The sequence below is a fragment of the Mesorhizobium sp. M4B.F.Ca.ET.089.01.1.1 genome (assembly GCF_004022605.1).
In the GTDB taxonomy this organism is placed as follows: Bacteria; Pseudomonadota; Alphaproteobacteria; order Rhizobiales; family Rhizobiaceae; genus Mesorhizobium; species Mesorhizobium abyssinicae.
In genome coordinates this window covers 1-13,428 of record NZ_RZOS01000131.1, presented here as the reverse complement: position 1 = coordinate 13,428, position 13,428 = coordinate 1, and the positions used below count along the sequence as shown (strand labels likewise).

Below are 13,428 nucleotides of genomic sequence, written 5' to 3'. Positions count from 1 at the left end.
CCCAATCCCGTGCCTCGCCAAGCCTTTCGCGCAGCGCGATGCCTTCGAGGCCAAGCACATCGTCGAGCCCGACCATGCGGTCGGTCAGCTCGCTCATCGGCAGGCCGAAGAAGCGGCGGGCGCCGAGCGGGGGGAAGTTGATCTGGACGCAGCAGGCGCCGCCGAAGGATTGGATCACCACCGGCCCGGCAAAGAGGCCGGCGGCAAAGCTGGCGAAGCGATCGTTGTCGCCGGGGTCGCGCCCAAGCCCGATGGCGAAGGGCTCGGCGAAGCTGATGACCAGCGGCACGGTCAGCGAAGCATATTCGACATTGCGGGAGCGGACGGGCAGCATCTCGCGATAGCCGCAAAGGTCGGTGACTGCGCCGGCAAGCGAAGCGTCAGCCGCTCGCCGCACCATCTCGAACCTCGCGGCTAAAGAATGGTCCTGTTCATGACGGCGCTCTGTCTCGATCGACATCGGCAATCCTCGCCCGCCAAATCTAGCAGACCACATTCCGAAATCAAAAGCGCCCGGCTTGTGGCCGGGCGCTTCGGTTACCTGAGATCTGAATGTGCCTGACTTAAGCGCCGCGCATCATGCAGCCGGCGGCAAGCACGATGTAGCCGATGAGAACAATCCACACTGCGGCAAGAGGAATGAACGCAAGAACGCCAAGAGCGGCGAGAACGCTGATGATGGCGATGACAAGGGAGATAATGAAAATAAGCTGAGTAGGTGCACTGAGATTCATGTGTGGCTCCTCCAACATGATTCGTACGCCGGCATTGTATCAGCGGGGCCGTCACACACCAATCAGCTGGCGCAGCGGGTTCGCCGGGTCGGCGAGAAGCTTCACCGCCAGCGCCACGCAGACGACAACCAGCAGCGGCTTGATCAGCCGGGCGCCGATGCGGATGGCGAGGCTGGCGCCGAGGCGCGCGCCGAGGAACTGGGCGACGCCCATCATCAGGCCGATCTTCCAGTAAACGACGCCGACGGCGGCGAAGATGGCGAAACCGCCAATGTTGGAAGCGAAGTTGAGCATCTTGGTGTGCGCGGTCGCCTTGAGTACGCCGTAGCCGGCAAGGCTGACGAAGGCCAACATGTAGAAGGAGCCTGCACCAGGTCCGAAAAGGCCGTCATAGAAGCCGACAAGAGGTGGAACGATCAGTCCGAACAGGAAGGGCGACAGGCGCTCGGCGCGGTCGACATCGTTCATGTTGGGCTTGAGCGCGAAATAGAGCGCGATGGCGATCAAAAGCAGTGGCAGCAAGGCGCGCAGGAAATCACCGGGCACGATTGTAGCCAGCAAGGCGCCGACGGCGCTGCCGATTAACGCCAGCAAGGCGGACGGCAACTGCCGGCGCAGCTCGACATGGCCGTTCGCCGCATAGTGGATGGTGGCCGACCCGGAGCCGAACATGCCTTGCAGCTTGTTGGTGCCGAGCGCGGCAGTCGGCGAGAAGCCCGCCAGCAGCAGCGCCGGAATGGTGATCAGGCCGCCGCCGCCGGCGATGGAATCAACGAAGCCGGCGGCAAACGCGGCGAAGGCCAACACGGCAACAGTCTGTATGCTAAGATCGATCATCGGGGCTATGGGTCTTGCGGCGGGACGATATGCGCGCTTCGACCATGCCAACCCCGTTTGCGCAAGGCTGATTCCGCGCTAACTATCTGCGACGGAATCGCAAAGGGGAGGCCGATGGCGATGGCACTGCTCGATCAGATACGCTCGATCTTCGACGGCGATCCCGGCGTGCGCAAGGTCGCGGACGATCCGGTCCTGTCGGCGGAACTGTTGATGCTGTTCCGCATGATCCTGGCCGACGGGTCCGTCTCGGAGAGCGAGATGGTCGCCTTCCGGCGCATCTGCAAGGAGGCGTTCGGCATTCCCGAGACGAGCATCGACAGCGTCATCGAATATCTCAACGACTTCGGCTACGAGACCAACGGCTCGCAGGCGATAGCGCTGTTCCGCGACCTCGACGTCGAGCGGCGCAAGCTGCTCGCCCAGCACATGGCCGAGATCGCCAAGGCCGATTCGAAGCTGGCCGAAAACGAGGTCAGGCTGCTGCGCCGCACGCTCGACCTGCTCGACATCAGCCCGGTCGATGTTGTGAAGCCGCAGGAATAGCCGGTTTCGATAGCGGCCGGCAGGCTCGCTGTTTACCCTTGTTCCTGTAGTCTCCGTGCGATCGCCCGGTGCAAATCGGGCGCGGCTCTCACCAGCGCCCTGGCCGCCTCGGATTGCGGATGATCGAGTACCGCGCCGGTCTTGCCGCGCTCGACGATCCTGCCCTCATGCATGACCAGCACCTCGTCTGTGATGGCGCGGGCGACGGTCAGGTCGTGGGTGATGAACAGGTAGGCGATGCCGAGCTTCTGGTTGAGCTCGGCGAACAGGTCGAGGATCTGGGCGCGGATCGAGACGTCGAGCGCCGAGACCGGCTCGTCGGCGACGACCAGCTTGGGACGGGTGATGATGGCGCGCGCGATCGACAGGCGCTGGCGCTGGCCGCCCGAGAATTCATGCGGATATTTGTCCATGTCGCGCGGCCCGAGGCCCACCTCGTGCAGCGCATGCGCCACCAGCTCGCGCCGCTCGGCATTGGCCGGTGTCTTGTCCAGCACGTGCAGCGGCTCGGCGACCAGCTTCTCGACCTTCTGGCGCGGATCGAAGGAGCCGTAGGGGTCCTGGAACACGACCTGCATGTCGCGCCGCGCCGGCTTCAGCTCCGCCTCGCTCCTGCCGGTGATGGTCTCTCCGCTGAAGCGGATCGTCCCCGAGGTCGATTTGTCCAGCGCCAGGATCATGCGGGCAAGCGTGGACTTGCCGCAGCCGGAGCGACCGACCAGCGCCACCGACTGGCCGGGCTCTATCGACAGCGAGACGTCGTCGACGGCGCGGATGGGAGCGGCACGCCGGAACAGCGAGCTGCGTCGTCCCGGATAGTCGCGCGTCACGCCATCGACCTGCAGCAAGGGCCTGGCCGAGCCGGCGGTGTGGGGGCGAGGGCGGGCCGGCACATGCATGGAGGCCTGCGCCAGCTGACGCGTATAGGGATGGAGCTGCGCAGACAGCGTGTGTGCGGTGTCGCCGGCTTCCATCACCTCGCCATGGCGCAGGATGGTGATTTTGTCGGCCATCTCGGTCACCACCGCGAGGTCGTGCGAGATCAGAAGCAAACCCATACGGTTTTCCGCCACGAGATCGCGCAGCAAATCGAGGATCTGCGCCTGCAGCACCACGTCGAGCGCCGTGGTCGGCTCGTCGGCGATCAGGAGCTTGGGTTTCAGCGCGCAGGCGATCGCAATGACGACGCGCTGGCGTTGGCCGCCCGACAGTTCGTGCGGATAGCGCGACAGCGGGAATTTCGTCGAAAGCAGGCCGACGCGGTCGAGTATTTTGCGCGCCCGCTCCTCGGCCTCGGCGCGGCTCGCCTTGGTGTGCCAGCGGATGCCTTCGGCGACCTGCTCGCCGATGGTCTTGACCGGGTTCAGCGCCGTCATCGGCTCCTGGAACACCATGCCGATGTCGTCGCCGCGCAACGCGCACATCTGGTCCTCGCTCGCCGCGAGGATGTCGATGCCGTCGAAAGTGACGCGTCCGCTGGCGCGTGCCGCGAAGGGCATGAGCCGCATCACGGTGAGTGCCGTCATCGACTTGCCGGAGCCGGATTCGCCGACCAGCCCCATCACCTCGCCGGGCGCCACCGCAAGCTCGACGCCCTTCAGGATCGGCGTGTCGCCGATCGAGAGCGACAGGTTCTCGATCTCGAGCAGGCTCATCGCTGCCGCCGCGATTTCGGGTCGAGGATGTCGGCGATGCCGTCGCCGAGCAGGTTGAGGCCGAGCACGGTGACGGCGATCGCCATGCCCGGGAAGATCGCCATCCACGGCGCAACCACCATGCGCGTCTGCGCGTCGAACAGCATGCGGCCCCAGCTCGGCATCGGCGGCTGCGCGCCGAGGCCGACATAGGAGAGGCCCGCTTCGGCAAGGATGCCCAGCGCGAACTGGATGGTGCCTTGCACCAGAAGCAGCGTCGCGATGTTAGGCAGGATGTGCTCGATGGTGATCAGCGTCGGGCCCTTGCCGGCGGCGCGGGCGGCGAGAATGAACTCGCGCGGCCAGATGGCCAGCGCGCCGGCGCGGGCGACGCGCGCGAACACCGGAATGTTGAAGATGCCGATGGCGATGATGGCGTTGATGGCGCCCGGCCCGAAGATGGCGGTGATCATGATCGCCGAAAGTAGGGCAGGGAAGGCGAAGACGAGGTCGTTCAGTCGCATCAGCGCTTCGTCGGCGAGGCCGCCGCGAGCCGCGGCAAAGGCGCCGAGCGGAACGCCGACGCCCATGCCGATGCCGACCGCGACCAGCGCCACGGCGATCGAGTTGCGGGCGCCGACCATGATCATCGACAGGATGTCGCGGCCGAAATGGTCGGTGCCGAACCAGTGCGCCCATGAGGGCGGCAGGGTCTTGTCCGAGATCACCAGCCGGGTGACGTCGTATGGCGTCCAGGCGTAGGAGAGGACCGCCACCGCCGCCACCAGCGCGGTGATGACGAAACCGAGAAGGAAGGATCGGTTGCGGAACGCCTTGGCCAGAATGCCGGCCAGGGTCTCCTCTGGGATGTCGACATGCAGTGTCATTGCCGGCTTCTCAGGCGCGGATCGACGACCGCGTAGGAGAGGTCGACGAGGAGGTTGACGGCGATGACGGCGGCGACCAGCAACATGACGACGCTTTCGACGACGATGAGGTCGCGTTGGGTGATCGCCTGGAATACCAGCCTTCCTAGGCCGGGCAGGTAGAAGACGTTCTCGATGATGATGGTGCCGGCGAGCAGGAAAGCGAACTGCAGCCCGAGGATGGTGAGCACCGGGATCATGGCGTTGCGCAGCGCGTGCCGCCAAAGCACGGCGCGGTAGGGCATGCCCTTGGCGCGGGCGGTGCGGATATAGTCCTCGTTCAGAACCTCGATCAGCGCCGAGCGGGCGACGCGTGCCAGGATCGCGGCTTGCGGCAAGGCAAGGGCGACCGCCGGCAAAAGCAGCGATTTCAGCGCCGGCCAGGCGCCGGCGCCCCAGCCGGGGAAGCCGCCGGCCGGTACCAGCCTGAGCCAGACGGCAAAAAGATAGATCAGCATCAGCGCGAACCAGAAGTTCGGCACGGCGACGCCGAACTGGGCGGCGCCCATGGCGATCGCGTCGCCAGCGCGACCGCGCCGGCTGGCGGAAAACAGGCCAACCGGAATGGCGATGGCCGTGGACAGCGCCAGCGCGATCAGCGCCAGCGGCAGCGAGACGACGACGCGTTCGCGCACGAGATCGATGACCGGCACCGAATAGGTGTAGGAGCGGCCGAAATCGAGGCTCAGCAGCCCGCCCGCCCAATGCAGGTAACGCAAGGCCAGCGGCGCGTTGAGCCCCATCTGGTTGCGCAGCACCTCGACCTGCTCGGCGCTCGAGTTCATGCCCAGCATCAGCCGCGCGGGGTCACCGGGGATGATCTCGAGCACCGCGAACACCACCATGGAGGCCAGCACAAGCGTGGCGGCGGCGATGATCAGACGCTTCAGGAGGTAGGCACTCATCGGCACAACCTGCCGGAAAAGCAAAGGCCCCGGAAGCGGCTTTCGCCACCGGGGCGTTGCATATCTCTCGAGGTCAATCCGACCACTTCACCTTGGTCAGATCATTGGCCTGAATCGGCGCGTTCTCCCACAGGCCTTGCAGCTTGGCGTCCCAAACGCCGACCTTCGGCAGTTCGTAGAGGAAGCCGACCACGGCGTCGTCGGCGAGGATCTTCTGCGCCTCACCGAGCAGTTCCTTGCGCTTGGCCTCGTCGGAGGTGAGGTTCAGATCGGCGATGACCTTGTCGAAAGCCGGGTTGTCGTAGTTGAAGTAATAGTCCTTGCGCGAATAGATATCGATGTCGTTGGGCTCGGTGTGGGAGACGATGGTGAGGTCGTAGTCCTTCTTGGTGAACACCTGGTCCAGCCACTGCGCCCATTCCACCGGCACGATCTCGAGATCGATGCCGACGTCGCGCAACTCCGAGGCGATGATCTCGCCGCCGAGCCGCGCATAGGAGGGCGGCGGCAGCTTCAGCGTCGCCTTTAAGCCGCTCTCGAGGCCGGCTTGCTTGAGCAGTTCCTTGGCCTTGGCGACATCATGCGGATAGCGGCCGGTGAGGTCGACATAGTCCTTGTTGGCCGGCGACATGTGCGAGCCGATCGGCTGGCCGAGCCCCGCCGAGGCGCCATCGATGATCGCCTTGCGGTCGAGCGCGTAGGAGATAGCCTGCCTAACCTCGAGCTTGTCGAAAGGCGGCTTCTTGTTGTTGATCGACAGGATGGTCTCGCCCTCGGTCGAGCCGATCACGACATGGAAGCGCGGATCGTCCTTGACCTGGGCGACGCTGTCGGGATCGAAGAAAGGGAAGGCCTGGATGTCGCCGGAAAGCAGGGCCGGAACGGCGGCGGCGGCATCGGGGACGATGCGGAACTCGGCCTTGTCGAGCGAGACCGGCGCGCCCCAGTATGCGTCCGATTTCACCAGCGTGATCGACGAGCCCTTGACCCAGTCCTGGAATTTGAACGGGCCGGTGCCGATCGGCTTCTCCTTGTTGGTGTCGGCCGATTTCGGCGACACGATCACCGCGTCGCCCCAGCCCATATTGTAGAGGAAGGAGCCCTGCGGGTTCTTCAGCGTCACCTTGACGGTGGCCGGATCGACGACATCGACCTTGTCGATCGCCGCGAACAGGCCCTTCTGCGCGTTGACCGAATTGTCGGCGCGGGCGCGGTCAAGCGAGAACTTGACGTCGTCGGCGCTGAAGTCGGCGCCGTCATGGAATTTTACGCCGGTATGAAGCTTGAACGTATAGACCTTGCCGTCGTCGGAAATGCTCCAGCTTTCGGCGAGGTCGGGCAGCACCTCGCCGTTCGGGCCGATGCGGGTCAGGCCTTCGAACACGTTGGCGTAGAGCACTTCGTCGATCGCCGCGGCAGCACCCGCGGTCGGGTCGAGATGCGGGGGTTCGAGCGGAATGCCGATGACGAGATCGGTGCGCGCGGCAAAAGCCGAGGTCGCGGTGGCGAGCGCCAGAGCGGCGGCGGCGAGAACGGTCTTCCACAATTTCATCGGGCAACTCCCATCTGCTCAACCGGGTGGATAGAAGCGTGATTTCGAGGTCGAGTAAATTGCGTTTCGTGCTGTCGGATAGCGCCAGGCGGAATGTTTTTCCCGAAACAGGCGGACTGGCCGACCTCCACTTGCCTGTTTTCGTAGGGATCAGTCGGCGACGGTGCCCCGCAGCAGCACGTTGAGGCCGATCGCCATCACCTTGGCCGATTCCACCATGTCGGCGATGCCGACCCATTCGTCGGGCCGGTGGGCGAGGTCGAGAATGCCCGGCCCATAGGCGATGCAGTCATAGATGTGGCCGATACGGGCGACGTGCTTCTGGTCGTAGGTACCGGGCGAAATCACATAGTCGGGCTCGCGGTCGAATATCGCCATGATGCCTTGCGCCACAGCTTTCACCACCGGAGCGTCGCGCTCGGTCATCAGCGGCAGCACTTCCATCAGATCGCGGATCTCGTAGTCGAACTTCTTCCGCTCGCGCTTCAGCCGCTCCAGGATATCCGTCACCTCGCTCTTCACCGTGGCGAGGTCCTCCTCGAGCAGGAAGCGCCTGTCGATGGTCAGCCGGCAGGAATCGGGCACGTTGGGGGAGGGCAGGCCGGGACGAAAATCCTCGGTCTGGCCGCCATGGATGGAATTGATGTTCATGGTCGAGCGCTTGGCGCCTTCAGGCACCACCGGCATGCGCGTCACCTTGCGGTCCAGCGCCGGGAACAATTCATCCTCGAAGGCCTGCAGCACGGCGCCCATGTGGCGCACCGCATTGTCGCCGAGGAACGGCATCGAGCCATGCGCGATCTCGCCCTTGGTCTCGATCTCCGCCCACCAGACGCCGCGATGGCCGAGGCAGATGCGATCCTTGTTCAGCGGTTCCGGAATGATGACGTGGTCGACTTTCGGCTTCGAGAAATAGCCGAGCCTGGCAAGATGGGCGACCCCGCCGAAGCCGCCGGACTCCTCGTCGACCGTGCCCGAGATCTCGATGGCGCCCGGGAAGTCCGGGAACACCTCCATGAACGCCTCGGCGGCGATGATCGAGGCGGCCAGCCCGCCCTTCATGTCGCAGGCGCCACGGCCATAGACCCTGCCGTCCTTCACCAGCCCGGCGAACGGATCGACGGTCCAGCCTTCGCCGGCCTCGACGACGTCGATATGCGAGTTGAAATGCACGCAGGCGCCGGCCGATCTGCCGTCGAAGCGGGCAACGACGTTGACGCGCGGGTAGCGGTCGGTGTCGCCGGGGGTGCCTTCGGCGCGGATGAACTCGGTTTCGAAGCCGCGCTTCCTCAGGCGCTCGCCGACATATTCGGCGCAGGGGCGATAGGCCTCGCCTGGCGGATTGACGGTCGGGAAGCGGATCAGGTCCGCGGTCAGCGTAACGAGGTCGTCGATCCGCGCGTCGACGGCCTTAAGGAGTCGTTCGGTCATTCCTGAAGTTGAGCAGTGAAGCGGGCGACTGGCAAGCGCGACGGCGAAGTCTTTGAAACTACGTGTCGCGGCGGCAACTATGGCGGGAAAATCGTTCAAATTCGCTGCTTTGGATTGGCGAATTCATCAACGAGTGTGTGTTACTTCATTCACCTGCCGTTAAAATGCTGAAAAATCGCGTGATGGCAGGCATGCAAGGGGCAATCAAAGGGGTTTGATCGCATGAAAAAGACTGTTCTCATGGCAACGATACTGGCGACCGCGCTGTTCGGCACCTCGGTCGCAGGCAAGGCTGCCGCCCTGGTGGCCAATATCGACGTATCCTCACAAACGATGACCGTCAGCAAATACGGCCAGGTGCTGTACCGCTGGAGCGTGTCCACCGCCCGCAAAGGTTACTTCACGCCGCGCGGCAGCTACCGCCCGCAGTGGACGGCCCGGATGTGGTATTCGCGCAAATACGAGATGTCGCCGATGCCATACTCAGTGTTCTTCCGTGGCGGCTACGCCATCCACGGCACCGGCGCGGTGAAGTATCTCGGGCGTCCGGCCTCGCATGGCTGCGTGCGCCTGCACACCGCCAACGCCGCGACCTTCTATTCGATGGTGCGCGAAGCGGGCTACGGCAACACGCGCATCGTGGTCACCGACTGACCTCGCGCGATTGGCTTTCGGCGCCAAAAGCGTTGCAGCAATGCCGCACTGCAACCGGAACTCGCGTCGACGCATGGTTTCCGGTGCCGACGTCGATTGCGTGAATCTTCGGCGGTGGTAGGTATCGCAACGTTACTTTTTGATGCTTGGGGACTACAATGTATCGACTTGTTTTGAGCGCGGCGATTGCCGTAACCGCTACTTCCGCCTTCGCTGCCGACGCGCCCGTCGTCCTGGACCAGGAACTCGCCCAGCCGCATGTTTCAGGCTACGGCGAGGTATATCTCGGCGGTCTCTACTTCGCGACCCCCGGGGACGATGCAGACGGCACGACCGCTGGCGGCGCCGCCCGGGTCAATTTTCCGATCGACGCCCGTTGGAACATCCAGACCGACGCGGTGATCGATTCGCTGTGGGTCGAGGGTACGAACATCTACAGCTACGGCGGCGCCATCCATGGTTACTGGCGCGATCCGAGCTCGTATGCCCTGGGCGCCTTTGCCACGATCAACGGATATGGCGGCGACGAGGGCCTCGGTGACGCAGGCATCTACACTTTCACCGTCGGTCCCGAGGCACAGGCTTATTTCGGCAACGTGACGGTTTACGGGCAGGTCTATTACGGACAGCTGCGGGTCAGCGGCGAATCCGAACACCTCGACAATTGGGGCGGCCGCGGCGTCGTGCGGTATTTCGCGCAGGACGATCTGCGCTTCGACGGCGAACTCGGCTTCTCGCGGCTGTCAGGTTTTGGCGGGCATTTCGATACCGTCTCGGCGGCATTGCAGGCTAACTATCGGTTCTCGGGGACCCCTTGGTCAGTGTTTGGCCGCTATCAGCTGGATCACCTGAGCTTCTCGGAAGCTTCGGGCAGCGTGAACATCCACAAATATCTGATCGGCCTGCGGGCAAGCTTCGGTTCGGACACGTTGCTCTCCGAAGATCGCAACGGCGCCACCATGGATACATTCCGGCCGAACTTCACCATCCCTGCTCCGCTCTGAGGGAGCTTAATCCAGAGCCGCGAGGAGTACTCCTCGCGGCTTTTTGTTGCGCATCGGAGCGGGGCAATCGGAGCCGCCGCCTGCGCCGACGGCCGCTCATCTGCCAACGCGCATCGCCGTCACGGATCAGATGGAGTGTTGGAGAAAGACAATCCGGCTCCTGCCAGTGCTTATGAATACTGCAAGTGCTCATGAACGCTGCACAGTATTTGGGCAGATCAAGGCCAAAGCGTTGCAGTAATGTCGCAGGGCTTCAGAAGCCGGCTTGTACGCCCGGGTTTGAGCCTGTTCACGCTTGCGTGAACGGGCAGCGATGGTAATGCCGGATAAGTCAGACATTTGAGGGGCTTCACGATGTATCGACTTCTCCTTGGTGCGGCACTTGCCGCAACGGCCACGTCGGCTTTTGCCGCCGATGCCGTCGCTCCGATCGTTATGGATCAGGAACTCGCCCAGCCGCATGTTTCGGGCTACGTCGAGGCCTATCTCGGCGGGCTGTATGTGACGGCCGCTGGCGAGCACGCGGATGGCACGACCGCAGGTGGCACGGGCCGGGTCAATTTCCCGATCAATTCCCGCTGGAACGTCCAGACAGACGCGTTCGTCGATTCGCTGTGGGCCGAGGGCACCAACATTTACGGCTATGGCGGCGCGGTTCACGGCTACTGGCGCGATCCCAGCGCCTTTGCGCTTGGCGCGTTCGCCTCCGTCACCGGCTATGGCGGCGACGGGTTCGACGACGATCTCTACAGTTTCTCGGTTGGACCGGAAGGCCAAGTCTACATGGGTAATGTGACCGTGTACGGCCAGGTTTACTATGGCCAGTTGCGGGCCAGTGGCTCGTCCGAGCATATCGATACCTGGGGCGGTCGCGGGGTGGTGCGCTATTTCGCCCAGGACAATCTCCGCTTCGATGGTGAACTGGGCTATTCGACGACATCTGTGGGCCCCTTCGACACCAACACCTTCACCGGCGCGCTGCAGGCTACGTACCGGTTTTCCGGAACGGCGTTTTCGGTGTTCGGCCGCTATCAGTTCGAACGCGCGTCCATATCTGCGTTCGACGTAACCGAGAACATCCACAAATATGTGATTGGCGTGCGGGCGAGCTTCGGTTCGGACACATTGCTTGATGAGGATCGCAACGGCGCCACGATGGATACCGGCCGGCCGAACCTCATCCTGCCTTCGTTACTGTAGTATCGGCGGGAAACAAGAGATTTATGGCGAAGACCGCGAAGAGCAATCTTCGCGGTTTTTCTTTGCCGCGTCCAATCTGCGCACGCGATGGCAGATGCACCGAGCGGAATGGAAAAGGCTTCGGCGCCCGGTCCTTCAGTCAGAATTTCCCACAAGCGCAACCGATGAACAAACAACGAAGCCGCGAAGGGTCTCTTCGCGGCTTTTGCTTGGTGCGGCGTCAATGGTCAATTCGGGCCGGGCACCGGGTCAGCCGGCCGCTCCTCGGCCTGCCCACGCCGCTTGCGCCGGCGGCCGCTCATCTCCCAACGCTTGTGGAACCACATCCACTGGCCGGGATCCTCGCGCACCCAGCGCTCGACGACGTCGGCGAGAAGCTGGGTGGTGGCGTGGACGTCGACGCTACCGCTTTCGGTGCGCGGCAAGGTCAGCTTGTCCTCGATGTCCAGGCGGAACCGGTTGCCCGGCAGCCGGACGCAGCGGGCGGGATAGACGTCGCAGTCGTAGTGGCGGGCGAGCATGCCCAGCACCGGATTGCTCTGGCACGGACGGCCGAAAAAGGTCGTCTCCAGTCCGCTGGAGAATTTCTGGTCGACGAGCACGCCGATATTGCCGCCGTTCTCCAGGATGGCGGCAAGCGCGAAGGACGCGCCGGTCGAGGAGGGCAGCAAGCCCCCCATGGTCGAGCGGCGCGTCGAATGGATGTAGTCAGCGAGATAGGGATTGTTGGGCGGGCGAAACAGCGCGGTGATGTTCATGCCGAAGGTGGCGGCGGCCACCGGCAGCAATTCGAAATTGCCGAGATGGCCGGTGAACAGGATATGCGGCTTCTTCTCGCCGGCGATCTCGACGAAATGCTCGACGCCACGGACGTCGACCCGGCCGGGCTTTGTCGCTTTCGGATCATAATCGAAGAGGGCGTCGAGGAAGATGTACTCGGCCGCCAGCCGGGCCATGTTGCCCCACATGTCGAGCGCGATGGCCTCGATCTCGGCGTCGCTCTTTTCGGGATAGGCAAGGCGCAGATTGTTGACCGCAACGCGGTGACGTCCGACCAGCGGGCCAATGCGGCGGGCGACGCGGTCGGCGAAGTTGAGCGCCTTGTCCGGCGGCAGGAGCCGCAGCAGCGAGATCATCGCCATGGCCAGGCGCGCCACCAGCCAGTGCTCCATCTGGCGCAGCCGCCGGCCGTAGCGGAACATGAAGTCCCGGCGGGCTTTCTTGAGCACCTTGCCGACCATTGCCCTAGACGCGCAGGATGATCTTGCCGAACACGTCGCGGCCTTCCATGCGCTTCAGCGCCGCGTCGATGTCGTCGAAGCCGACTTCGGTGTCGATGACGGGAGCGACGAGGCCGGCCGCCATCTTCTGCATGGCATCGGCCATGTTCTCCATGCGGCAGCCGAAGGAGCCGAGCAGCTTCAGCTGCTGCTGGAAGAGCTGCATAAGATTGACCTGCGTCGACACGCCGGAGGTCGAGCCGCAGGTGACAAGGCGGCCGCCGCGCTTGAGGCACAGCATCGAGCCGGCGAAGGTGTCGGCGCCGACATGCTCGAACACGACGTCGACGCCCTTCTTCTTCGTCAGCTTGCGCACGACGCCTTCGAAACGGTCCTCTCGGTAGTTGATGACATGGTCGGCGCCGAGCGCCTTGGCCTTGTCGATCTTGTCGTTGGAGCCGACGGTGGTGATGACGGTGCAGCCCATCTTCTTCGCCAGCTGGATCGCGGCGGTGCCGATGCCGGAACCGCCGGCATGGACGAGGATGGTCTCGCCGGGCTCGAGCTTTGCATTGTCGAACAGCATGTGCTCGACCGTGCCGAAGGTAACGGGCGCGACCGCCGCGCCGATCTCGCTGACGCCGGGCGGGGCGGGGACCAGCAGGCGGGCCGGCAGGTTGATCTTCTCTTGCGCGAAGCCGTCGAGGTGGAAGCCATGAACGCCGGAGACGTGCTCGCAGAGATTGTCGCGGCCTTCGCGGCAGGCCCGGCAAAGGCCACCGGGG

Annotated in this window: 14 protein-coding genes; 4 read left to right on the top strand and 10 right to left on the bottom strand. The window is 64.0% G+C overall.

The window, feature by feature from the left end; genetic code table 11:
- The 3 genes from EN780_RS14875 to EN780_RS14865 form a co-directional block, all read right to left on the bottom strand.
- The coding region (locus tag EN780_RS14875) for a DUF6597 domain-containing transcriptional factor (protein ID WP_348631259.1) at nucleotides 1-460 on the bottom strand (460 nt) is incomplete at its 3' end.
- Between the two features lie 103 nt (nucleotides 461-563).
- Nucleotides 564-734 carry a hypothetical protein gene (locus EN780_RS14870; protein WP_128274485.1) on the bottom strand — a complete coding sequence of 57 codons (171 nt, stop codon included), beginning with the start codon at nucleotides 732-734 and terminating at the stop codon, nucleotides 564-566.
- Nucleotides 735-785: 51 nt separating this feature from the next.
- Nucleotides 786-1,571 carry a TSUP family transporter gene (locus tag EN780_RS14865; RefSeq protein WP_127391677.1) on the bottom strand — a complete coding sequence of 262 codons (786 nt, stop codon included), beginning with the start codon at nucleotides 1,569-1,571 and terminating at the stop codon, nucleotides 786-788.
- Nucleotides 1,572-1,685: 114 nt separating this feature from the next.
- Here EN780_RS14865 and EN780_RS14860 point away from each other — a divergent pair, with 114 nt between their 5' ends.
- Entirely contained in the window at nucleotides 1,686-2,117 is a 432-nt protein-coding gene (locus EN780_RS14860; protein ID WP_127287368.1) for a TerB family tellurite resistance protein, read from the top strand.
- Between the two features lie 32 nt (nucleotides 2,118-2,149).
- Here the strand turns inward: EN780_RS14860 and EN780_RS14855 are convergent, their stop codons facing one another.
- The 5 genes from EN780_RS14855 to EN780_RS14835 all read right to left on the bottom strand — a co-directional run bounded on the left by EN780_RS14855 (nucleotide 2,150) and on the right by EN780_RS14835 (nucleotide 8,565).
- The gene (locus EN780_RS14855) at nucleotides 2,150-3,772 is read right to left on the bottom strand and encodes a dipeptide ABC transporter ATP-binding protein (protein WP_128274484.1); all 1,623 of its coding nucleotides are present in this window, start codon (nucleotides 3,770-3,772) and stop codon (nucleotides 2,150-2,152) included.
- Complete coding sequence (locus EN780_RS14850; protein WP_127310013.1) at nucleotides 3,769-4,638, bottom strand: ABC transporter permease; 870 nt, start codon at nucleotides 4,636-4,638, stop codon at nucleotides 3,769-3,771. The genes EN780_RS14855 and EN780_RS14850 overlap by 4 nt, the downstream gene beginning before the upstream one ends.
- On the bottom strand, nucleotides 4,635-5,582 hold the full coding sequence (locus EN780_RS14845; protein ID WP_128274482.1) for an ABC transporter permease: 948 nt from the start codon (nucleotides 5,580-5,582) through the stop codon (nucleotides 4,635-4,637). The genes EN780_RS14850 and EN780_RS14845 overlap by 4 nt, the downstream gene beginning before the upstream one ends.
- A 73-nt stretch (nucleotides 5,583-5,655) precedes the next feature.
- Nucleotides 5,656-7,134, bottom strand: a complete 1,479-nt coding sequence (locus EN780_RS14840) for an ABC transporter substrate-binding protein (RefSeq protein WP_128274480.1) — start codon at nucleotides 7,132-7,134, stop codon at nucleotides 5,656-5,658.
- 150 nt (nucleotides 7,135-7,284) lie between these two features.
- Nucleotides 7,285-8,565, bottom strand: a complete 1,281-nt coding sequence (locus EN780_RS14835) for an acetylornithine deacetylase/succinyl-diaminopimelate desuccinylase family protein (RefSeq protein WP_128274478.1) — start codon at nucleotides 8,563-8,565, stop codon at nucleotides 7,285-7,287.
- Nucleotides 8,566-8,787: 222 nt separating this feature from the next.
- Between EN780_RS14835 and EN780_RS14830 the strand changes: the two genes are divergently transcribed.
- The 3 genes from EN780_RS14830 to EN780_RS14820 all read left to right on the top strand — a co-directional run bounded on the left by EN780_RS14830 (nucleotide 8,788) and on the right by EN780_RS14820 (nucleotide 11,423).
- Complete coding sequence (locus EN780_RS14830; RefSeq protein ID WP_127285696.1) at nucleotides 8,788-9,219, top strand: L,D-transpeptidase; 432 nt, start codon at nucleotides 8,788-8,790, stop codon at nucleotides 9,217-9,219.
- A 158-nt stretch (nucleotides 9,220-9,377) separates the two neighbouring features.
- Complete coding sequence (locus tag EN780_RS14825; RefSeq protein WP_127285697.1) at nucleotides 9,378-10,223, top strand: hypothetical protein; 846 nt, start codon at nucleotides 9,378-9,380, stop codon at nucleotides 10,221-10,223.
- Between the two features lie 339 nt (nucleotides 10,224-10,562).
- Nucleotides 10,563-11,423 (top strand): hypothetical protein, encoded by an 861-nt coding sequence (locus tag EN780_RS14820; protein WP_128274476.1) that lies wholly within the window; start codon nucleotides 10,563-10,565, stop codon nucleotides 11,421-11,423.
- 227 nt (nucleotides 11,424-11,650) lie between these two features.
- Here EN780_RS14820 and EN780_RS14815 read toward each other — a convergent pair whose 3' ends face one another.
- Nucleotides 11,651-12,664, bottom strand: a complete 1,014-nt coding sequence (locus EN780_RS14815) for a lipid A biosynthesis lauroyl acyltransferase (protein WP_127311765.1) — start codon at nucleotides 12,662-12,664, stop codon at nucleotides 11,651-11,653.
- 4 nt (nucleotides 12,665-12,668) lie between these two features.
- Nucleotides 12,669-13,428, bottom strand: a 760-nt coding sequence (locus EN780_RS14810; RefSeq protein WP_128274474.1) for a zinc-binding dehydrogenase, incomplete at its 5' end; no start/stop codon positions are given.